At 74.2% G+C, this 19719-nt stretch carries 21 protein-coding genes; 6 read left to right on the forward strand and 15 right to left on the reverse strand.

The window, feature by feature from the left end; all coding sequences use genetic code 11:
- Window positions 1–122 precede the first annotated feature (122 nt).
- Complete coding sequence (locus JK356_RS10390) at window positions 123–1475, reverse strand: class I SAM-dependent RNA methyltransferase (RefSeq protein ID WP_201867335.1); 1353 nt, start codon at window positions 1473–1475, stop codon at window positions 123–125.
- A gap of 381 nt (window positions 1476–1856) precedes the next feature.
- On the opposite strand from JK356_RS10390, the gene JK356_RS10395 reads away from it, so the two are divergent.
- Window positions 1857–2522 (forward strand): TrkA family potassium uptake protein, encoded by a 666-nt coding sequence (locus tag JK356_RS10395; RefSeq protein ID WP_201867336.1) that lies wholly within the window; start codon window positions 1857–1859, stop codon window positions 2520–2522.
- Entirely contained in the window at window positions 2519–3181 is a 663-nt protein-coding gene (locus JK356_RS10400) for a TrkA family potassium uptake protein (protein ID WP_201867337.1), read from the forward strand. Before JK356_RS10395 ends, JK356_RS10400 begins: the two co-directional genes overlap by 4 nt.
- Here the strand turns inward: JK356_RS10400 and JK356_RS10405 are convergent.
- From JK356_RS10405 to dut, 8 genes are all read right to left on the reverse strand, one after another.
- Entirely contained in the window at window positions 3178–4371 is a 1194-nt protein-coding gene (locus tag JK356_RS10405) for a Gfo/Idh/MocA family oxidoreductase (protein WP_307815518.1), read from the reverse strand. The two genes, JK356_RS10400 and JK356_RS10405, sit on opposite strands and share 4 nt — an antisense overlap.
- Window positions 4372–4379: 8 nt before the next feature.
- Complete coding sequence (locus JK356_RS10410) at window positions 4380–5186, reverse strand: DUF3159 domain-containing protein (RefSeq protein ID WP_201867338.1); 807 nt, start codon at window positions 5184–5186, stop codon at window positions 4380–4382.
- Between the two features lie 4 nt (window positions 5187–5190).
- Entirely contained in the window at window positions 5191–5604 is a 414-nt protein-coding gene (locus JK356_RS10415) for an OB-fold nucleic acid binding domain-containing protein (RefSeq protein ID WP_201867339.1), read from the reverse strand.
- 9 nt (window positions 5605–5613) lie between these two features.
- Window positions 5614–6318 carry a response regulator gene (locus tag JK356_RS10420; RefSeq protein WP_201867340.1) on the reverse strand — a complete coding sequence of 235 codons (705 nt, stop codon included), beginning with the start codon at window positions 6316–6318 and terminating at the stop codon, window positions 5614–5616.
- A complete protein-coding gene (locus tag JK356_RS10425) occupies window positions 6300–8903 on the reverse strand; it encodes an ATP-binding protein (protein ID WP_201867341.1) in 2604 nt (867 codons plus the stop codon). Before JK356_RS10425 ends, JK356_RS10420 begins: the two co-directional genes overlap by 19 nt.
- 67 nt (window positions 8904–8970) lie before the next feature.
- Window positions 8971–9267 (reverse strand): DUF6343 family protein, encoded by a 297-nt coding sequence (locus tag JK356_RS10430; RefSeq protein WP_201867342.1) that lies wholly within the window; start codon window positions 9265–9267, stop codon window positions 8971–8973.
- Between the two features lie 98 nt (window positions 9268–9365).
- Entirely contained in the window at window positions 9366–10139 is a 774-nt protein-coding gene (locus tag JK356_RS10435; RefSeq protein ID WP_201867343.1) for a DUF3710 domain-containing protein, read from the reverse strand.
- Window position 10140: 1 nt separating this feature from the next.
- Complete coding sequence (dut, locus tag JK356_RS10440; RefSeq protein ID WP_201867344.1) at window positions 10141–10668, reverse strand: dUTP diphosphatase; 528 nt, start codon at window positions 10666–10668, stop codon at window positions 10141–10143.
- Between the two features lie 146 nt (window positions 10669–10814).
- On the opposite strand from dut, the gene JK356_RS10445 reads away from it, so the two are divergent.
- Window positions 10815–11288, forward strand: coding sequence for a DUF3093 domain-containing protein (locus JK356_RS10445; protein WP_201867345.1), 474 nt, complete (start codon window positions 10815–10817; stop codon window positions 11286–11288).
- Between the two features lie 21 nt (window positions 11289–11309).
- Here JK356_RS10445 and JK356_RS10450 read toward each other — a convergent pair whose 3' ends face one another.
- The 3 genes from JK356_RS10450 to JK356_RS10460 form a co-directional block, all read right to left on the reverse strand.
- On the reverse strand, window positions 11310–11609 hold the full coding sequence (locus tag JK356_RS10450) for a DUF4193 domain-containing protein (RefSeq protein WP_049571160.1): 300 nt from the start codon (window positions 11607–11609) through the stop codon (window positions 11310–11312).
- Window positions 11610–11881: 272 nt separating this feature from the next.
- Window positions 11882–13174 (reverse strand): cell wall metabolism sensor histidine kinase WalK, encoded by a 1293-nt coding sequence (locus tag JK356_RS10455; RefSeq protein ID WP_201867346.1) that lies wholly within the window; start codon window positions 13172–13174, stop codon window positions 11882–11884.
- 5 nt (window positions 13175–13179) lie between these two features.
- The gene (locus JK356_RS10460) at window positions 13180–13833 is read right to left on the reverse strand and encodes a response regulator transcription factor (protein ID WP_201867347.1); all 654 of its coding nucleotides are present in this window, start codon (window positions 13831–13833) and stop codon (window positions 13180–13182) included.
- Window positions 13834–14147: 314 nt separating this feature from the next.
- Between JK356_RS10460 and JK356_RS10465 the strand changes: the two genes are divergently transcribed.
- Window positions 14148–14327, forward strand: a complete 180-nt coding sequence (locus tag JK356_RS10465) for a hypothetical protein (RefSeq protein ID WP_201867348.1) — start codon at window positions 14148–14150, stop codon at window positions 14325–14327.
- 75 nt (window positions 14328–14402) lie between these two features.
- Here JK356_RS10465 and JK356_RS10470 read toward each other — a convergent pair whose 3' ends face one another.
- Both JK356_RS10470 and JK356_RS10475 read right to left on the reverse strand, forming a co-directional pair.
- A complete protein-coding gene (locus tag JK356_RS10470; protein ID WP_236671122.1) occupies window positions 14403–15221 on the reverse strand; it encodes an inositol monophosphatase family protein in 819 nt (272 codons plus the stop codon).
- A 30-nt stretch (window positions 15222–15251) separates the two neighbouring features.
- Window positions 15252–16379 carry a ferrochelatase gene (locus JK356_RS10475; protein WP_201867349.1) on the reverse strand — a complete coding sequence of 376 codons (1128 nt, stop codon included), beginning with the start codon at window positions 16377–16379 and terminating at the stop codon, window positions 15252–15254.
- A 532-nt stretch (window positions 16380–16911) separates the two neighbouring features.
- Here JK356_RS10475 and sepH point away from each other — a divergent pair.
- A complete protein-coding gene (gene sepH, locus JK356_RS10480) occupies window positions 16912–17925 on the forward strand; it encodes a septation protein SepH (RefSeq protein ID WP_201867350.1) in 1014 nt (337 codons plus the stop codon).
- Between the two features lie 21 nt (window positions 17926–17946).
- Here sepH and JK356_RS10485 read toward each other — a convergent pair whose 3' ends face one another.
- On the reverse strand, window positions 17947–18780 hold the full coding sequence (locus JK356_RS10485; protein ID WP_201867351.1) for a sulfurtransferase: 834 nt from the start codon (window positions 18778–18780) through the stop codon (window positions 17947–17949).
- 128 nt (window positions 18781–18908) lie between these two features.
- Between JK356_RS10485 and JK356_RS10490 the strand changes: the two genes are divergently transcribed.
- Entirely contained in the window at window positions 18909–19706 is a 798-nt protein-coding gene (locus JK356_RS10490) for a VOC family protein (RefSeq protein ID WP_201867352.1), read from the forward strand.
- The last annotated feature ends 13 nt before the right edge of the window (window positions 19707–19719 follow it).

Below are 19719 nucleotides of genomic sequence, written 5' to 3' on the forward strand. Positions count from 1 at the left end.
CGCCCCGACGCGCCGGGCCGCGTCTGCCGCATCTGCCCGTGGCGTTCTCCGTCACCGCCTGCCGTGGCACGGCCGCGCCGCACCAGCGGCGTGCCCGGGCCGGGGCCCGCCCGTCACCGCGGTCAGGCGCCCTGCCCGGCGGGCTGGAGGATCGCTACGCACTCCAGGTGGTGCGTCATGGGGAACAGATCGAAGGCCCGCAGGAACTTGGGCCGGTACCCGTGCGCCGCGAAGTGCGCCAGGTCGCGGGCGAGAGCCGCCGGATCACACGCCACGTACGCGATCCGGCGCGCGCCCAGGCCCGCCAGGCGCCGCACCACCCGCTCTCCTGCGCCGGCGCGCGGCGGGTCGAGCACCACCAGGTCCGCCTGCGTGATGCCGGTCCGGGGCAGTACCCGCTCAACCGTGCCCTGCTCGATCCGGGCGCGCGGGAAGTCCGCCAGGTTGTGCCGGGCGTCCCGCACGGCGCGCGCGGACGCCTCGATACCGAGGACCGCGCCGCGCTCCCCCACCCGGTCGGCCAGCGCGCCGGCGAAGAGCCCGGCCCCGCAGTACAGGTCGAGCGCGCTCTCGCCCTTGCGGGGGATCAGGCCGCGCATCACCGCGTCCACCAGCAGCTCCGCGCCCCGCTCGTGGACCTGCCAGAAGCCGCCGCCGCTGACGCGCCAGGTGCGCCCGTCGGCCCGCTCCCGGACGAAGGGACGGCCGTGGACGCGGTGCACCGGCCCCTCGCCGCGCCCGGTGCCCGGCTCGGCCCGCATCACCGACACCGGCCGGTCCAGCTCCACCAGCGGCAGCCGGTAGCCCGGCCGCGGCGTCAGCACGACCATCCGGTCGTGCGACCCCGCGGCGGCCACGGCCTCCACGGCGGCAGTCCCCGGCCACGTGCGGCGCTCAATCCCCAGCTCGCGCACGCCTGGCGCGGCGATCAGGCAGCGGTCAACCGGCTCCACCTCGTGCGACCGGTGGCGGCGCAGCCCGGCCCGCCCGTCCTCCGTCACGGCGTACTGCACGCGCGTGCGCCAGGCCGGGACCTCCCCGGCGGGCACCTTGTCGCCCGGCACCGGCTCCACGGTGCCGTCCCAGCCCGCTGCCTGCGGCGTGAGCCCGGCGAGCGAGCGCAGCTGCTCGGCCAGCACGTCCGCCTTGAGCCGGCGCTGCGCCCCCGGCTTGACGTGCTGCCAGTCGCAGCCACCGCACCGGCCGGGCCCGGAGAACGGGCACGGCGCCTCGATCCGGTCGCGGGAGGCCTCCAGCACGGCCACGGCGTCGGCGCGCAGGTAGCGCGAATCCTCGCGCCCCTCGGTAACGCGGGCGACGACCCGCTCGCCGGGCAGCGTGTGCCGGACGAAGACGACCTGGCCCGACGGGGTCCTGGCCACGCAGTGGCCGCCGTGGGCCACCGGGCCGACCTCCACCTCGTACTCCTGCCCCACCAGGGACGCTGCTGCCGGGGCGGACGCGGATCGTGCCATGGCTGCTTCGGGCTCCCGGATTGGTGGCGGAACGGCGGCGCACCAGTCTACGGGCCCTTGCCGCGCGGCCCGGCGCCGCGCCCGCCCGGCCGCCCAGGCTCCCCGGCGCGCGGGGCGGGTCGCCGGGCCCGAGCGCCCTGGCGGCGCCCCGGGGCCGCCGTTGCCAGCACGGCGACGGCGGACAGGCAGGGCGGGAGGGCGGAGAGCGTGCGTGACGCTGCGCGGCGCGCGGCCGCCCGCACCCCTTGCAGAGGGGGTGGGCACTGGGAGCCGCCGGTCCGGGCCATCCGCCGCACGGCAGCGGGAAGAGCCGCGTACGGCCGGGTATGACCGGACGGCGGCCGGTTGGACCGGTAGCGTGGTCGCGCACGAAGGAGAACCATGCACATCGTGATCATGGGTTGCGGGCGGGTCGGCGCGGCCCTGGCCCACGGCCTGGAGGACCGGGGCCACTCGGTGGCCGTCATCGACCGGGACCCGACAGCGTTCCGGCGCCTGGGCTCGCGCTTCAGCGGGCGCCGGGTGACGGGCCTCGGCTTTGACCGCGACACGCTGACCGAGGCCGGGCTGGCGGACGCCGGCGCATTCGCCGCCGTCAGCAGCGGCGACAACTCCAACATCATCGCGGCCCGGGTGGCGCGCGAGATCTTCGGCGTGCAGAACGTCACCGCGCGCATCTACGACCCGCGCCGCGCCGAGGTGTACGAGCGGTTGGGCATCCCGACCGTCGCCACCGTGCGGTGGACCGCCGACCAGATGCTGCGGCGGCTGCTGCCCGCGGGCGCCGAGCCGCTGTGGCGCGACCCCAGCGGCGGGGTGCAGCTGTCGGAGGTGCACATCTCACCGTCCTGGGTGGGTCATAAGCTCAGCCTCTTCCAGGAGCGCACCGGCGTGCGCGTGGCGTTCCTGACCCGGATGGGCGAGGCCATGCTGCCGACGGCCAAGACCGTCATCCAGGAAGGCGACCTGGTGCACGTGATGATGTACAGCGACCAGGTGGCCGAGGTCGAGGCGGCCTGCCTGCGGGGCCCGGAGGACGCGGCATGAGAGTGGTGATCGCCGGGGCGGGCGCGGTGGGCCGGTCGGTGGCGCGGGAGCTGCTGGAGAACGGCCACCAGGTGCTGCTGATCGACAAGTCGCCGGAGGCGGTCTCCGTCGGCCGGGTCCCGGAGGCGGAGTGGCTGCTGGCGGACGCCTGCGAGATCGCGACGCTGGACGAGGCCGCCCTGGAGCGCTGCCAGGTGGTGATCGCGGCGAGCGGCGACGACAAGGTCAACCTGGTGGTCTCGCTGCTGGCGAAGACCGAGTACGGCGTGCCGCGCGTGGTGGCGCGGGTCAACCATCCCAAGAACGAGTGGCTGTTCACCGACGCCTGGGGGGTGGACGTGGCCGTCTCCACGCCCCGCCTGATGTCCGCGCTGGTCGAGGAGGCCGTCAGCGTCGGCGACCTGGTGCGGCTGCTGCGGTTCAGCCAGGGCGAGGCGACGCTCGTCGAGCTGACGCTGCCGGAGGGCGCCCCGCTGGTGGGCACCCGGGTCGGCGAGGTGGCGTGGCCGCAGGACACGGCGCTGGTGACGATCATCCGGGGCACGCGCGTGCTCATCCCCGACCCGGACGACGCGCTGGCGGCCGGGGACGAGCTGCTGTTCGTCGCCGCGCCCGACCGGGAGCCGCAGCTGGCCGCGCTGCTGGCACCGGCCGACTAGGACCCGCCGCCCCCTTCGCCGCCGTCCGGCGCGACCCAGGTGCCCGTCCGGGCGGACTCCGCCATGGCCTGGAGCACCTCGGCGGCGCGGGCGGCGTCGGTGAGCGTGGCGCCGCCGGAGCGGCCGTCGCGGACGCCGCGCAGGAAGACGGCGGCCTCGGCGACCTTCGTGTCGTCGAAGCTCATGGCGATCCCGGGGCCCGGCTGGAAGCGCGCGTAGTCGCCGTCGCCGGGACCGGCGAGCGCGGTGGTCAGCGGCTGGTTCAGGTAGTCGCCGCCGCTGGACACGACCAGTTCACCGGGGCGGCGGAAGTCCCAGGAGAGCATGCCCCGCTCGCCGTGGACGGTGACGCCGTAGGCGTTCTGCTGCCCGGCCGCGACGCGGCTGGCCTCGAGCACCACCCGGGCCCCGCCGGCGGTGCGGAGCAGCGCGGCGACATAGTCCTCGTTCTCCACGTCACCCAGCGCCCCGCCGTCTCCCGTTCCGGCTATGGCGTAGTGCCCGGCGCCCTCCGCCGCGCCCGGGCGGCGGGGCACGAGCACGGCGGTGTCGGCGACGACGGCCGCCACCTCGCCCAGCAGGAACCGCACCAGGTCCACGCCGTGGCTGGCCAGGTCGCCGAGGACGCCGTCCCCGCCGTGCTCCCGGGTGAACCGCCAGGACAGCGGGGTGCCCGGATGGGCGGCGTAGTCGGTGAACAGCCGGACCCGGGCGTGCGCGGGGGTGCCGATGGCGCCCTCACGCAGCAGCCGCGCGGCGCGCGCGACCGCGGGCACCTGGCGGTAGTTGAAGCCCGTGGTCGCCTGGATGCCGGCGCGACCGGCCGCCGCGGCGACGGCCCGCGCGTCCTCGGCCGTCAGGCCGACGGGCTTTTCGATCCACAGGTGCCTGCCCGCCGCCGCGACCGCCGTGCCGACCTCACGGTGGAGCGCGTTCGGTACGGTCACGCTGACCGCCGCGACGTCCGGGTCGGCCAGCAGCTCCCGCCAGTCGCTGTACGCCCGCGCCGGAGCGAACCGGGCGGCGAAGTCCTCCCGCTTGGCGGCCAGCGGCTCGGCGACGGCCGCGAGCCGGGGCCGCAGCCCCAGGTCGGGGTAGTGGTGCGGGAGCCGGGCGTAGGCGCGGGCGTGGGCGTGGCCCATCCAGCCGCCGCCGATGACGCCCACCCCGATGTCGCGGGCGGGTGGCACGGCGCCTGTCACCCGCGGCGGCCCGCCTCAGCGCCCTCGGCGCCGTCCTGCACCTCCGGGGCGCCGGGGGCGGCCTCGCCGGCCCCGTCACCGCCGGCCTCGCGCCGCTTCTCCCGCTCCTCCGCCTCGTCCTTGGCCTTCAGCTCCGCCTCCATCTCGGCGATCACGTCGATCGGCGGCGGCGCCTTCACGAGGATGATCCACGTGAAGTAGACGGCGAGGAGGAACGGCGGGATGCCCAGCGCCACGCGCAGCCACCCCAGCTGTGTGGCGTCACCCCAGAAATAGATCGGGAAGGTGATCGCCGACTTGGCCAGCAGGATGGCGCCCCAGACGTAGCTGGACTTTACGTACGCCCGCTTGCGGCCCGGGTTGCGGGTGCGCCAGGAGAGGTTCTCCCGGAAGACCGGCCCGAGCACCAGCCCCAGCAGCGGGAAACCGGCCGCGGCGGTGACGACGTAGGCCACGCCCAGGCCGAGGGTGTAGAGCATGCCGGGCAGGTAGAAGTTCCTCGCGTCGCCCGACATCATCGCGAAGACCGCGCCGAAGGCGACGCCGAAGACGCCGCTGAAGGCGTGCTTGATGGTGTCCCGCCGCGCCAGCCGGGCCACGGCCAGGACGGCGGAGAGCGCGAGCGCGGCGATGGCCGGGGTGTTGATCTCGCGGGTGATCGTGTAGCACAGCACGAAGACGAGGCCGGGCAGGGTGGTCTCCACCATGCCCCGCACCCCGCCGAACGCCTCGAAGAACGCCTCCCGCGTCGCGGCCTCATCGGGCGCGGGGCCGTCGTCGCGCTGGCGGTCGGGTGCGGTCACCTGGCTACTCCTGTCCACGTGGTTGCAGCTGGTATCGGGGATTGAACAGCACGGGGCCACCGCGTGTCATCGTGATGCGCCCGGAGGCGATCAGTTCGCGCCCCGGCTCAATCCCCGCTATGGCGCTCCGGCCCAGCCAGACCATGCCGAGCGACGCCGACCCGTCATCCAGCTCCGCGTGGAGCGCGGGCATCCCGGCCACCCGGCGCTCGCCTACGCTCCGCAGCGTCCCGGTGACACGCACCACCGGACGCCCGGCGCGCTCCTCGCGGCAGTCCCGGATCCGGGTGCACCCCTCCGCCCCCGGCTCCTTCGGCCCCGACGGCGCCAGATCCTCGCCCGGCGCCTCGGTTCCGCGGCGTCCCAGCAGGCGCCGCAGCCGGCCGCCGCGCCTGGGGGCATGCCCGCCCGCACTCATGGTCTCAGCCTAGCGTGACGGGCTCACGGTGCCGCGTTCGAAGCGGTATCCCATGCCCGGCTCGGTGATGAGGTGGCGCGGCGCCGAGGGGTCGGCCTCGAGCTTCCGGCGCAGCTGCGCCATGTAGACGCGCAGGTAGTTGGTCTCCTTGCGGTAGGAGGGGCCCCAGACCTCCTGGAGGAGCTGCTTCTGGCTCACCAGCCGGCCGGCGTTGCGGATGAGCAGCTCCAGCAGGTGCCACTCGGTCGGCGTCAGCCGCACGTCCTTGCCGTCGCGGTGCACCTTCTTGGCGGCCAGGTCGACGGTGAAGCTCTCGGTCTCGACGACGGCCTCGCCGTTGGGGGCGGTCACCGGCTCGGCCCGGCGCACCGCGGCGCGCAGCCGGGCCAGCAGCTCGTCCATCCCGAACGGCTTGGTGACGTAGTCGTCGGCGCCCGCGTCGAGCGCCTCGACCTTCTCGTCGGAGGTGTGGCGGGCGGACAGGACGATGATGGGCACGCGTGAGCGGCCCCGGATGTCCCGGATGACCTCCACGCCCTCCATGTCGGGCAGGCCGAGGTCCAGGATGATCACGTCGGGATGGCGGTCCGCGGCCAGGCGCAGTGCCGCGGCGCCGTCGGCGGCGGTGTCCACCTCGTACTTGCGCGCCTTGAGGTTGATGACCAGCGCCCGCAGGATCTGCGGTTCGTCATCGACTACGAGCACCCGGTGCATGGGGTTGTCTTCTCCGGTTCCGGTGTCTGTGCCGGACGGCGCTGGCTGCCGCGGTCCGGCTGGGCCTGGGGCCGCTGGGAGGCGGCCGGGAGCGAGAGCACCATTGTCAGCCCGCCGCCGGGGGTGTCCTCGGCGTCGAGCGTGCCGCCCATGGCCTCGGCGAAGCCGCGGGCGACGGCGAGCCCGAGGCCCACGCCGTTGCCGCGCGGGGTGTCGCCCTGGCGCTGGAAGGGCGCGAAGATGCGTTCCTTGTCCTCGTCGGCGACGCCGGGGCCGCGGTCCACGATCCGCAGCTCCACGCGCTGCCCGAGCGCGCTGCCGCGCACCAGCACAGGCGTGCCGGGCGGGCTGTATTTGACGGCGTTCTCCACGACGTTGGCGACGCTGCGCTCCAGCAGCCCGGGGTCGGCGGCCACGAACGGCAGCGTCTCCGGCACGTCCAGCTCGACGCTGTCCGCGGGCACGCCGCTCAGGGCGCGGAGCACGACCTCGTCGAGGCCGGTGTCGCGGATCAGGGGCTCGACGGTGCCGGTCTGGAGGCGGGACATGTCCAGGAGGTTCCCGACGAGCTGGTCGAGCCGGTCGGCGCCCTCCTCGATGCTCTCCAGCAGTCCTTCCTCGTCCTCCTTCGACCAGGCGACGTCGGTGGAGCGCAGACTCGTCACGCTGGCCTTGATAGCGGCCAGGGGCGTGCGCAGGTCGTGGGAGACGGCGGCGAGCAGCGAGGTGCGGATGCGGTTGCCCTCGGCGAGCTTGTGGGCGCGCACCGCCTCGTCCTTGAGTCGCTGCCGGTCCAGGAGGGCGGCGGCGTGCGCGGCGAAGGCGCCCAGCACGCGGCGGTCCTCGGCGGGCAGCACGCGGCCGGTCATGGCCAGCATGGTGTGATCGCCCACGGGCACGTCGACATCGGCCTCGTCGGGCGACCGGACGGGACGCGCCGCGCCGGCCGACACGCTGCCGGCGCAGGTCCAGCCGGGCCGGGAGGGGTCGCGTTCCAGCAGGGCGGCCGTCTCCATGCCGAACGTCTCCCGGGCGCGTTCCAGCAGGGCGCCCAGCGTGTCGTCGCCGCGCAGCACGCTGCCTGCCAGCAGGGTGAGCGTCTCGGACTCCGCCCGCAGCCGTGCGGCCTGCTGGGTGCGGCGCGCGGATCTGTCCACGACGGTGGCGACGGCCACGGCGATGGCGAAGAAGACGATGAGGACGACCAGGCTGTGGCCCTCGTCAACGACCCAGCGGCTGACGGGTTCGGTGAAGTAGTAGTTGAGCAGCACGGAGCTGAGCGCCGCCGAGGCCATGCCGGGGTACAGGCCGCCGACGAGGGCTGCCAGCACGGTGACCGCCATGAACATCAGCACGTCGCTGGCGAGAGTGACGCTGGGCTCCGGGCTGGGCAGCAGCACCGTCAGCACCGGCGGCCCGGCGAGGCTGACGCACCAGCCGGTGATCCGCCGGGAGCGGCCGAGAATCGCGCCCCGGGCGGCGGGCAGGCCGCGGCCCTTGGCGACCTCACCGTGCGTGACGATGTGGACGTCGATGTCGGGCCCGGACTCGCGGGCCACGGTCATGCCCACGCCGGGCCCGAAGATGTACTGCCAGGGCTTGCGGCGGCTGGAGCCGAGGACGATCTGGTTGGCGTTGACGCCCCGGGCGAAGTCGAGCAGGGCGCTGGGAACGTCGTCGCCGATGATGTGGTGGAACGTGCCGCCCAGCTGCTCGACCAGCGTGCGCTGGTCGGCGAGGCGGCGCGGGGAGGCGGAGGTCAGGCCGTCGGCGCGGGAGACGTAGACGGCGAGGATCTCGGCACCGGAGCTCTTGGCCGCCATGCGCGCGGCCCGGCGGATCAGCGTGCTGCCCTCAGGGCCGCCCGTCACGCCCACCACGATGCGCTCACGGGCCTGCCAGGTGGTGCGGATGCCCTGCTCACTGCGGTACTGCTGGAGGTAGTCATCGACACGGTCGGCGGTCCACAGCAGGGCCAGCTCGCGCAGCGCGGTCAGGTTGCCCGGACGGAAGTAGTGCGACATCGCCGCGTCGACCTCGTCCGGGGCGAAGATGTTGCCGTGCGCCATGCGCCGGCGCAGCGCCTCGGGCGCCATGTCCACCAGCTCGATCTGCCCGGCGCGGCGGACGACCTCGTCCGGCACGGTCTCGCGCTGGCGGACGCCGGTGATCGACTCCACGACGTCGCCGAGTGACTCCAGGTGCTGGATGTTGACGGTGGAGATCACGTCGATCCCCGCCTCCAGCAGCTCCTCGATGTCCTGCCAGCGCTTGGTGTTCCGCGAGCCCGGCAGGTTGGTGTGGGCCATGTCGTCCACGAGCGCCACGGCGGGACGGCGCCGAAGCACGGCGTCCGTGTCCATCTCCGCGCGCGTGGCGCTGCCGTAGCGCACCTCCCGGCACGGCACCTGCTCCAGGCCGTCGAGCAGGGCCTTGGTGCGGGGACGGTCGTGGTGCTCCACGAACGCGACGACCACGTCCGTGCCGCGCTCGGCCCGGCGGTGCGCCTCACAGAGCATCGCGTAGGTCTTGCCGACGCCGGGCGCGGCCCCGAGGTAGATACGCAGTCTGCCGCGGCGTGTCATGAACCCATTCTCCCCCCCCGGTCCGCCGGTGCCCCACGGCCGGGCCCGGGCGGGGGCCGCCGGCCGGTCACAGCAGCTGCCGGGGCTGCTCCCCGCGCCGCCGCAGGCGCCGCACCACGACCACGAGGTCCACGATCGCGATCACCGCGGCGACGCCGCACACCACGGCGGCCGGGGCGATCGCGCCCCGGCCGATATCGTCGTCCGGCCCGGCGCTGGCCCACCACAGGACCAGCAGCACGGTGCCGGCCGTGAACAGCGGCACGAAGACCAGCGACAGGATCAGGCGCAGCCTGAGATCGCTGTACGCGGTGACCGGCTCCGTGCCCGTCCTGGCGTGGCGTCCGCGGCGTCGGCTGCCCATGGTGCCGCCTCCTCCGGCTCCTCGGGGAAGCCGGCGGGTACCCGCCTGCCGCGGCGCTCACACCCCGCCGGGCGGGCGGCGGGGTGCGGCGCGAGACGTCAGCGGACCTCGGTGATCTCCGGGCCGCGGCGGAGCTTGTCCATGCCGCCGGCGAAGCGGGAGACCTGCGCGCCGTCCTCGCCGCTCCGCTCCTTCTTGACGTCCTTCTTGACACCGTCGGGCACCATCTGGGCGTCCTCCGGCAGCTTCAGGACGATCGGGTCGCGCGGCGCCATGGGCCCGTCGCCGCGCACCACGACGGTGTCGCGGAAAATCTGCTCCAGCACGCCGGCCGCCTCCGGCTGCACGGCGCCCTGCCCGGAGATCACGCCCCGCAGGAACCAGCGCGGGCCGTCCACGCCGACGAACCGCACCACCTGGGTGCCGCGCTTGCCGTCGGGGAGCTGCACCGGGACGTGCGCCCGCAGCTCCCAGCCGAGCGGGCCCTCAACCTCGTCCACGACTCCGCCCTGCTGCGTGATCCCGGCGGAGATCTCCTCCCGCACCTCCGACCAGATGCCCTCACGCTTGGGCGCCGCGAACGCCTGGAGCTGGATGGCGCTCTCCTTGAGCACGACGGTGGCGGCGACGATCGAGTCGCCCGCGACCTCCACGCGCAGCTCCATGCCGGGGACGCCCGGCACGAACATCCCCCCGAGGTCGACCCGTCCCTCGCCGGGCGAGCCGACCTCGCTCACGTCCCACGGCCCGTCCGGCCGGGGCGCGGGCTCAAGCTTCACACGACGCACCTCGTCGGCGGTCTCAGTGGTCTCCTCCGCGGTCGCCTCGGCTTCCCGCGGCTGCTTCTTCCGCTTGCGACGGCGTCCGAACACGTCACTGTCCTTTCCGGTCAGCGGCCCGGTCAGCGCTCACGCCGGAACCGACCGCAGCAGCATAGGGGTTGTGCGAGCCGGCGTGACCTCCCGTGGAGCCGAAACCCCCCTCGGCGCGCGCCGATCCCGGCAGCTGATCGACCTCGTGGAACCGCACGGTCTCCACTCGCTGGATCACCAGCTGAGCGATCCTGTCCATCCGCGCGAACTTCACGCTCTGCCGCGGATCGAGATTGATCAAGATCACCTTGATCTCTCCACGGTACCCGGCGTCGATGGTGCCCGGCGCGTTCAGCATGCTCACGCCGCACCGGGCCGCCAGGCCGGAGCGCGGGTGCACGAACGCCGCGTAGCCGTCGGGCAGCGCGATCGACACCCCCGTGGGAAGGACGGCGCGCTCACCGGGCGCCAGTTCCGCCGCCTCGGTCGTGATCAGGTCGACTCCCGCGTCGCCGGGGTGCGCCCGGGACGGGAGGGGCACCTCCGGGTCGATCCGACGGATCAGCACGTCCACCGGGGCTGTGGTCACGACGTCACCTCAGGAAGTCACCTCAAACGTCACCTTCACGGATACGTGCCGCGCCGCGGGCCGCAGCCGCGGGCGGCGGCGCGCCCTTGATGCAGACCCTACCGCCGCCGGGCGGCGGGAGCGGCGTGCCTGCCATGCTTGACCGCATGAGCAGCACTGCGAACGCCGCACGGACGTATGACGAGCGCCTGACCGTCCCCCGCTCATGGTGGGCCATGGCTCTGGGAGGCGCCGCGCTGGTGGCCGTAGCACTCGCGCCGCTGGGAACGGCCGGCGTGCTGGCGGGCCTGGCGGCGGGCGGGGCGCTGTGCGGGATGGCGCTGAGCGCCTACGGTTCGGCGCGCATCCGCGTGGCCGCGGGGTCGCTCATCGCGGGGCAGGCCAGGATCCCGCTGACGGCGCTCGGTGAGGTGCACGTGCTGGACGCCGACGAGGCGCGCGCCTGGCGGACGCACCGGGCGGACGCCCGGGCCCACATGCTGCTGCGCGCCTACATCCCCACGGCGGTGAGGGTCGAGGTCACCGATCCCGATGACCCGACCCCGTATCTGTATCTGTCGACCAGGCAGCCGGCCCGGCTGGCCGCCGCGCTGAGGGCGTCCCGCCCGGACGGTGCCTGAGGGCTAGGTCCGGGCGGGCCCTCACGCCGCGCAGTCGCGGCAGATGGGCTGGCCGTCCTTCTCGCTGGCGAGCTGCGAGCGGTGGTGGACCAGGAAGCAGCTCATGCAGGTGAACTCGTCGGCCTGCCGCGGCAGCACCCGGACAGACAGCTCCTCGTTGGAAAGGTCCGCGCCGGGAAGCTCGAGGCCCTCGGCCTGCTCGAACTCGTCCACGTCGACCGTGGAGGCCGACTTGTCGTTCCGCCGGGCCTTGAGCTCTTCGATGCTGTCTTCGTTGACATCATCGTCTGTCTTGCGTGGAGTGTCGTAATCCGTTGCCATTCTGCTCTCCCCCTCCGGGTGTCTGCGGTGTCTCCGGCGCACGTAACGCGCGGGGGCCGGACTTTGTGCCCGACCCGAAGCGGAGATTTTGCCTCACATCAAGTGGTGTTACTCAATCGACACCCAACCGAACGCCTGAAGAGGTGATCAATAAGGCTGCCGATCGGGCCGCTGACCGGCCCAAAGACCGGTAGCGGCCACCGCGTGGCGGGCGCCCGCGGGCTCAGATATGTGATTGATCACACATGCCTCTTTCCCTTCGGAAACGGTTCTCAGACCGGAATCACAACCCTCATCACAAGCCCGCCGCTCTCGCGCGGCTCGGCCACGACGTACCCGCCGTGCGCCCGCGCCACGGAACGGACGATGGAGAGCCCCAGGCCGACGCCTTTGTCGCTTCCGGTCCGCTCCGTGCGCAGCCTCCGGAAGGGCTCGAACATGTTGTCGATCTCATAGGCCGGGACGACCGGCCCCGTGTTCTCCACCACCAGCAGGGCGTGGCCGGGCCGGGCCTCGGTGTCCACCCGGACCCAGCCATTGTCGGGGATGTTGTAGCGGACCGCGTTCTGGACCAGATTCAGGGCCACGCGCTCCAGGAGTACCCCGTTGCCGTGCACGTAGACGGGGGGCCGGACCCCGCGCAGCTCCACACCCCGGCTCCCGGCCTCGCCCCGCACCTGCTCCACCGCCCGGGCGGCCACCTCGGAGAGGTCCACGGGCTTGCGGTCGACCAGCTCTTTCTCACTGCGCGCGAGCAGCAGCAGGCCCTCGACGAGCTGCTCGCTGCGCTCGTTGGTCGCCAGCAGCGTCTTCCCCAGCTGGACGACCTCCGGCGACGCCTCGGGATCCGAGAGCTGGACCTCCAGCAGCGTCCGGTTGATCGCCAGCGGCGTGCGCAGCTCGTGCGAGGCGTTGGCCACGAAGCGCTGCTGGGCGGTGAAGGCGCGGTCCAGCCGGTCGAGCATCTCGTCGAAGGTGTCGGCCAGCTCCTTCAGCTCGTCGTCCGGCCCGTCCAGCTCGATCCGCCGGTGCAGATCGGAGCCGGCGACCCGGCGGGCGGTGCGCGTGATGCGGCCCAGCGGCGACAGGACACGGCCGGCCATCACGTAGCCGAAGGCGAAGGCGGCCACCGTCATCCCCAGCAGGGCCAGCAGCGAGCGGCGCAGAAGCTTGTCCAGCGCGATGGCCCGCTGGGTGTCGGCGCACCGCTCGGTCCACTCCTGGAAGTTCTCGCTGCTGACCGACCCGGAGATGTTGGGGCAGACGTCCGAGGTGATCGTGACCGTCGTGTCGCTCTGCAGCTGGAAGGGCATGGCGTTACCCGCGTTGAGCGCCTGCGCCGCGACCAGGTAGATGATCGTCAGCAGGATGACGCCCGCCGTCAGGAACATGCCGCCGAACAGCAGCGTCAGCCGGATGCGGATGGTGGGGCGCAGCCAGCTGACCTGCTCGGGCTCTCCCGGGTCCCAGGAGGGCCTGGGCGGGGCCGGGGGCACCCGGGGCGGCGGCGGGGGCGGCGGGGTACGGGAGTCCCCGGAGCGGCCCGGGGAGGACGGACTGCTCATGCGCGTCAGATCCGGTATCCGGCGCCGGGCACGGTCGTGATCACGGGCGGGTCACCGAGCTTGCGGCGCAGCGTCATGACCGTCACACGCACCACGTTCGTGAACGGGTCGGTGTTCTCGTCCCAGGCCTTCTCCAGCAGCTGCTCAGCCGAGACCACAGCCCCTTCGCCGCGCAGCAGCACCTCCAGCACCGCGAACTCCTTGGGCGCGAGGTGGATCTGCCGGTCGCCGCGGAAGACCTCGCGGCGGTTCGGGTCCAGCCGGATACCCGCCCGCTCCAGCACCGGCGGCAGCGGGGGCGTGGCGCGGCGGCCGAGCGCGCGGACGCGGGCGATCAGCTCGCTGAAGGCGAACGGCTTCGGCAGGTAGTCGTCCGCGCCGATCTCCAGGCCCTCCACGCGGTCGCTGACATCGCCGGCCGCGGTCAGCATCAGCACGCGGGTCGGCTTGCCGAGGCTGACCACGTGGCGGCACACGTCGTCCCCGTGAAGCAGCGGCAGGTCGCGGTCGAGTACCACCACGTCGTAGTCGTTCAGCTCGACGCGCTCGGCGGCCGCGGCTCCGTCGTAGACCACGTCCACCGCCATGGCCTGACGGCGCAGCCCCGTGGCCACCGCGTCCGCCAGCAACCGCTCGTCCTCGACGACGAGTACGCGCACCTTCCGCCCACCTTCGCTCTCGGGGCCGTCGCCGGCCGCTTTCCGTCACTCCATCCTGCCCAGAGCCCTGATAAACCGCCGGTAAGGGGGCGGGCACCCGGGCAGCGGACGGCGCGCGGTCCCTCGGTGCGGAGGTTTTCCGCGCGGGAGGTTTCCCGCGCGGCGCCACCGGGGAAGAGCCTGGCACACCCCGCGATCACCGCTGGCAGGCGGCAAGCCGCCGTTCACCGCGCTGCCGACCTCCACCGCACCGGCGGTGGTCGTACCCACCCCCGGCACCCCCAGTGCCGCCGACCAAGACGAGGGGGCGCACCTTGGACGCGTTCACCGCTGGGATCCTTCAGCGCATCAAGACCACCGAGTCCGATCTGCACCGCGCTCGTGAAGCCGGTGACGTGTTCACCATGGACGTGGAGCAGGCCGAGCTTGACGACCTGCGCCGGCTGGCGGCGGAGCACGGCGTGTTCGTCGGCCCCGCGGCCCAGTCGGTCTAGGACCGGCCGGCGCCCGGCCGCCCCGCACACGACACGGCGCCCCCGGCCACCGGCCGGGGGCGCCGCGCTGCGCGGTCAGGCGCCGAGGCTCACCAGCAGCTCCCGCAGGCCGCCGAACAGGCCGGGCGAGGCCGCGATCGTCAGCTCGCCGTCCGGCTTGCGGCCGGGCCGCCCGCCCGTGACGGCGCCCGCCTCCCGGGCGATCAGCTCCCCCGCCGCGAGGTCCCAGGGGTTCAGCCCGCGCTCGTAGTAGGCGTCGAGGCGGCCGCAGGCCACGTCACACAGGTCAATCGCGGCCGACCCGGAGCGGCGGATGTCCCGCACCCGCGGAACCAGCTGCCTCACCTGCTCCGCCTGCTCGGCGCGGACCTCGGCGACGTAGTTGAAGCCGGTGCCGACCAGCGCCTGGTCCAGCGGAGGCGAGGGGCGGCAGCGCAGCCGCTCCGGCTCGGCCCCCTCGCGCAGCAGCCAGGCGCCCTGGCCCCTCACCGCCTGGTAGGTCTCACCGCGCGTCGGCGCGGCCACGACCCCGACGGCCGTCTCGCCGTCCACCTCGGCGGCGACGGAGACGGCCCACTGCGGCAGGCCGTAGAGGTAGTTGACGGTGCCGTCCAGCGGGTCGACGACCCAGCGGACACCGCTGGTGCCGCCGCTGGCGCCGCCCTCCTCGCCCAGGATGGCGTCGTCGGGACGGTGGCCCGTTATCACCTCGGTGATCAGCTTCTCGGCCGCCAGGTCCATCTCCGTGACGACGTCGATCGGGCTGGTCTTGGTGGCGGCCACCCCGAGATCCGCCGGCCGGCCCTCGTGGAGCAGCCGGCCGGCCCGGCCGGCTGCCTCCAGAGCGATGGCGAGCAGCCCGCCGTCCGGGGAGTCGGGGGTGATGGGGTTCAGGGACACGGTGGTGTCGCTCCTCGCGATGGGTCAGGCGAACGGGCTGTCGGCGCCGGCGGCGGCGGGCCGGGGCTCACGGGCCCGGCAGCAGCCCACGGGGCACACGTCGTGGCCGGGCCCGAGCCGCCCGGCGGCGACACGCTCCGGGCTCTCGCCGCGCTCGGTGGCGGCCCGCTCCAGGACCAGGTCGCGCAGGGCGGCCACGAAGCGCGGGTGGGCACCGACGGTGGCGGAGCGCACGGCGGGCAGCGCCAGCTCCTTCGCCGTCGCCATCGCCTCGGTGTCGAGGTCGTAGATGACCTCCATGTGGTCGGAGACGAAGCCGATAGGCACCATCACGACGGCCGGCGCGCCGCTGGCGTGGATCTCCCGCAGGTGATCGGAGATGTCCGGCTCCAGCCACGGGATGTGCGGGGCCCCGCTGCGGGACTGGTAGACCAGCTGCCAGGGCCGCTCCACGCCGGTGGCCTCGCGCACCGCCCCGGCGACGAAACGGGCCGCATCCAGGTGCTGGGCCACGTAGGCGCCGCCGTCACCGTGCTGCGCGGGCGGCCCCGAGGTGTCGGCCGCCGCCGTCGGGATGGAGTGGGTGCAGAACGCCAGGTGAGCGCCGTCCCGCACCTCGGCGGGCAGCTGGTCGAGCGCGGCGAGCACGCCCTCGGCGACGGTCTGCAGGAAGCCGGGGTGGTTGTGGTAGTGCCGCAGCTTGTCCACGCGCGGCAGCGGCAGCCCCTCCCGCTTGAGGGTGGCAAGCGCCGCCGCCAGGTCCTCGCGGTACTGGCGGCAGCCCGAGTAGGAGGCGTACGCGCTGGTGACCAGCGCCAGCACCCGGCGGTGCCCGTCCTGGGAGATCTGCCGCAGGGTGTCGGTGACGTACGGCTCCCAGTTCCGGTTCCCCCAGTAGACGGGCAGGTCGACCCCCTGTGCGGCGAAGTCCTCGCGCAGGGCGGCGAGCAGCCGCCGGTTCTGCTCGTTGATGGGGCTGACGCCGCCGAACAGGTGATAGTGAGCGCCGACCTCCTCAAGACGCTCACGGGGGATGCCGCGCCCCCTGGTCACGTTCTCCAGGAACGGCAGGACGTCATCGGGCCCCTCGGGGCCGCCGAAGGAGAGCAGAAGCAGGGCGTCGTAGGGGCGGGGATTGCTCGCACGGTCCATGGTTTAGATCCTGCCATTCCGGGCTCCGGGGACGGCGCGCGGCCTGGCCTCAGGGGGCGCACGCCGTCTTCCGCACGAAATCTTTACCTGAGATTCCTCCGTCCGCCACGCCGGGTGTGCGCCAACTGCCGCAACCGCCCCGCGGACGCGCGAGATCACACAGTAGATCCGTTTTTGCCGCTTCCTCAGCCCTTGCGGAACCCTTGGGGCGTTGATGACACTCCGCAGCCAAATGGTCAACATCCGTAAGCGGCGAGAACTTCCACGGCGCGGCAGCCACCTCGCGTGGCCCCAATGGAGTAGTGTGACGAGCCCTGGCCTTGTTCCCGCCCCGCGCGGGCGACCGCCCCGGACCCGCGCCGGTCACACGGCGTGGCAAAGTGGTGACTGTGCCATAACGGCGGTTCAAGACCATGGCCCGACACGCCGGGCAAGTCGGCAAGGTTGTGGCAGGCTGCGCCCGGGCAGGTCACACTCGTCTAGCGGGAGCAGCGACGTACGTGACGTCGGCAGGCACCACCGGGAGGTCCTCGTGCCCGAACTGCGTGTCGTGGCCGTGAGCAACGACGGCACACGCCTGGTGCTCAAGGCTGCCGACAACACGGAATACACCCTTCCGATTGACGAGCGGCTGCGCGCCGCTGTGCGCAACGACCGCGCGCGGCTCGGCCAGATCGAGATCGAGGTGGAGAACCACCTGCGCCCCCGCGATATCCAGGCGCGGATACGGGCCGGGGCGACCGCCGAGGAGGTGGCTCAGCTCGCCGGCATCCCGGTGGAGCGGGTGCGCCGCTTCGAGGGGCCGGTGCTGGCCGAGCGGGCGTTCATGGCCGAGCGGGCCCGCAAGACGCCGGTCCGCAGGCCCGGCGAGACCGCCGGACCGACGCTGGGCGACGCGGTCGCCGACCGGCTGATGCTGCGCGGCGCCGACAAGGACGCGGTGCGCTGGGACTCCTGGCGCCGCGACGACGGCACCTGGGAGGTGCTGCTCGTCTACCGCGTGGCGGGCGAGACGCACACCGCCAGCTGGACGTACGACCCGCCGCGCCGCCTGGTCCAGGCGGTGGACGACGAGGCCCGCGCCCTGCTGGGGGAGGCGGACGACACGCCCGAGCCCGCCACCCCGTTCGTGCCCCGCATCGCCCGGCTGCCCCGGGACGAGGAGCGCCAGGACGGCCCGCGCCCGTCCGCCAGGCCGCCGCAGAGCGAGCCGGAGACGGACTCCCTCACCAGCCTGCTGGAGGCGGTGCCGAGCTTCCGCGGCGACCTGGTGGTGCCGGAGCAGCCCGGCCCTGCGGCGGCCGGTTCCGCCGAGGACGGCGGCGAGCGCGGCGACGCGCCCGGCGAGCAGCGCCCCTCCGCGGCGAGCGCCGGCTCGACGTACGCCGACGTGCTGATGCCGCGCTCGGTCAGGGGCCACCGCGAGCGCCTGACGGGGAACACCGACCGGCAGGCCGAGGCGGACGGCGTCCGCCCGGGCCGGCGCGCGGCGGTGCCGAGCTGGGACGAGATCGTCTTCGGCACCCGCCGCAAGAAGAAGGAGTGAACCGGCCGGACCGCCTCCCGCTCAGCCCGGCCGCCGCCCCGTGGCCACCGGGCGCGAGGGGTCGGCGGTCCACTCGCTCCACGACCCGGGGTACAGCGCCGCCTGCACGCCCGCTACCGCCAGGGCCAGCACCTCGCGGGCGGCCGAGATGCCCGAGCCGCAGTAGACGCCCACCTCGGTGCCCGGGACGGCCCCCAGCTCCGCGAACCGCTCGGTCAGCTCCGCGGCCGGGAGCAGGCGGCCCGCTGCGTCGCTCAGCTCGCTGACCGGCGCCGAGACCGCGCCTGGGATGTGGCCAGCGACCGGGTCCACGGGCTCGTGCTCGCCGAGGTAGCGCTCCTCCGCCCGGGCGTCGAGCAGCAGCCCGGCCGCGGCCAGCCGGGCGGCGCCGTCGGCGTCCAGCACGGGAAGCGCACCCGGCCGCGGCACGAAGTCGCCCGGCGCGGGGCGCGGCGTCTCGCGGCTCAGCTCGCCCTCCCAGGCCGCGAGCCCGCCGTCCAGGACCCGCACCCGCTCGTGGCCCGTGAAGCGCAGCAGCCACCAGGCGCGGGCCGCCGCCCAGCCCTGGCCGCCGTCGTAGGCGACTACGGGCCGGCCGTGGCTGACGCCCGCACGGCGCATGGCGGCGCCGAAGACCTCCAGGTCGGGCAGCGGGTGCCGCCCGCCCGGGCCCGGCGGCCCCGCGAGCTCGGTGTCGAGATCCACGTAGACGGCGCCGGGCAGGTGGCCCGCCTCGTACGCGGGCCGGCCGGGCGGGCCGCCCAGCTCCCAGCGCACGTCCAGGAGCACGGGCGGCTGCCCGGCGGCCGGGGCGAGCTCCGCGGCGAGCGCCGCGGCGGAAACGATCGGTGTCATGGACCCCATTCTGGCGGCGCTGGGACGGCGGCTGGCGGGTACGCGAGTTCCGGTGAGGCGGGGACAGGGGGGACACTCGCAGGAAGAGCACCGCGAACGGCGAGCGCGCCGTGGAGGGAGAGCGAGGCATGACCGAGCGAGCGGCGCCGCCCGCCCCGGGGACGCAGCGCTGGGTGAGCCTGATGGTGCACGATCTCGAGGCCAGCCAGCGCTTCTACCAGGCGCTCTTCGGCTGGGAGTACCAGGCCGGACCGCAGCGGCTGGGCCCGTACGTCCGTGCGCTGCGGGACGGGCGCCCGGTCGCGGGGCTCGGCCAGATGCCCCCGGGCGAGCGGCGCCTGGTGGCCTGGCTGCCGTACATCGCCACGCAGAACGCGGATGCGACGGCGACGCGCATCCGCGACTGCGGCGGAACGGTCGCGGTAGGGCCGCTGGATTTCTCCGGCGGCGGACGGCTGGCCATCGCCGCCGATTTGCACGGCGCGCCGTTCGGCCTCTGGCAGGGCGGCGGGCGCGGCCCGCTCCCCGACGCCGACGGCGTGCCGGTGTGGAACGAACTGGTCACCGCCGAGGCATGGCCGGTGAGCATGTTCTACGTCACCGCGCTGGGCTACGAGGTCGCCCCCGATCCCTCGGTGCCCGAGGACGTCGACTACCTGCTGCTGCGGCTGGGCGACCATTCCGTCGCCGGCGTCCGGGGCGTCGGCGACGCCCTGCCGCACGACCGGGGGGCGCACTGGCTGCCGTACTTCTCCGCCCGCGATCCGGACGCCACCGCGGAGCGGGCGCGGAAGCTGGGCGCCCAGGTGCAGCGGGAGCCGGAGAACGGCTGGCTGGGCCGCACCGTGTGGCTGAGCGACCCGGAGGGCGCCCCGTTCGCGGTGCTGCGGCCCAGCCGCCCGCTGCGGCGCGGCGAGGACCGCTGAAGCCCGCTGCAGG

Origin of the sequence: Streptomyces sp. 7-21 (assembly GCF_016741785.1) — a bacterium.
Lineage (GTDB): Bacteria > Actinomycetota > Actinomycetes > Streptomycetales > Streptomycetaceae > Streptomyces.

What these genes read in the sequence shown, in the direction of transcription:
- JK356_RS10450 (WP_049571160.1), bottom strand. Translation starts at nt 11,609, where the DNA reads ATGGCAACGGATTACGACACTCCACGCAAGACAGACGATGATGTCAAC.
- JK356_RS10430 (WP_201867342.1), bottom strand. Translation starts at nt 9,267, where the DNA reads ATGGGCAGCCGACGCCGCGGACGCCACGCCAGGACGGGCACGGAGCCG.
- JK356_RS10455 (WP_201867346.1), bottom strand. Translation starts at nt 13,174, where the DNA reads ATGAGCAGTCCGTCCTCCCCGGGCCGCTCCGGGGACTCCCGTACCCCG.
- JK356_RS10475 (WP_201867349.1), bottom strand. Translation starts at nt 16,379, where the DNA reads ATGGACCGTGCGAGCAATCCCCGCCCCTACGACGCCCTGCTTCTGCTC.
- JK356_RS10425 (WP_201867341.1), bottom strand. Translation starts at nt 8,903, where the DNA reads ATGACACGCCGCGGCAGACTGCGTATCTACCTCGGGGCCGCGCCCGGC.
- JK356_RS10445 (WP_201867345.1), top strand. Translation starts at nt 10,815, where the DNA reads ATGAGCAGCACTGCGAACGCCGCACGGACGTATGACGAGCGCCTGACC.
- JK356_RS10390 (WP_201867335.1), bottom strand. Translation starts at nt 1,475, where the DNA reads ATGGCACGATCCGCGTCCGCCCCGGCAGCAGCGTCCCTGGTGGGGCAG.
- JK356_RS10420 (WP_201867340.1), bottom strand. Translation starts at nt 6,318, where the DNA reads ATGCACCGGGTGCTCGTAGTCGATGACGAACCGCAGATCCTGCGGGCG.
- JK356_RS10485 (WP_201867351.1), bottom strand. Translation starts at nt 18,780, where the DNA reads ATGACACCGATCGTTTCCGCCGCGGCGCTCGCCGCGGAGCTCGCCCCG.
- JK356_RS10415 (WP_201867339.1), bottom strand. Translation starts at nt 5,604, where the DNA reads ATGAGTGCGGGCGGGCATGCCCCCAGGCGCGGCGGCCGGCTGCGGCGC.
- JK356_RS10490 (WP_201867352.1), top strand. Translation starts at nt 18,909, where the DNA reads ATGACCGAGCGAGCGGCGCCGCCCGCCCCGGGGACGCAGCGCTGGGTG.
- JK356_RS10395 (WP_201867336.1), top strand. Translation starts at nt 1,857, where the DNA reads ATGCACATCGTGATCATGGGTTGCGGGCGGGTCGGCGCGGCCCTGGCC.
- JK356_RS10400 (WP_201867337.1), top strand. Translation starts at nt 2,519, where the DNA reads ATGAGAGTGGTGATCGCCGGGGCGGGCGCGGTGGGCCGGTCGGTGGCG.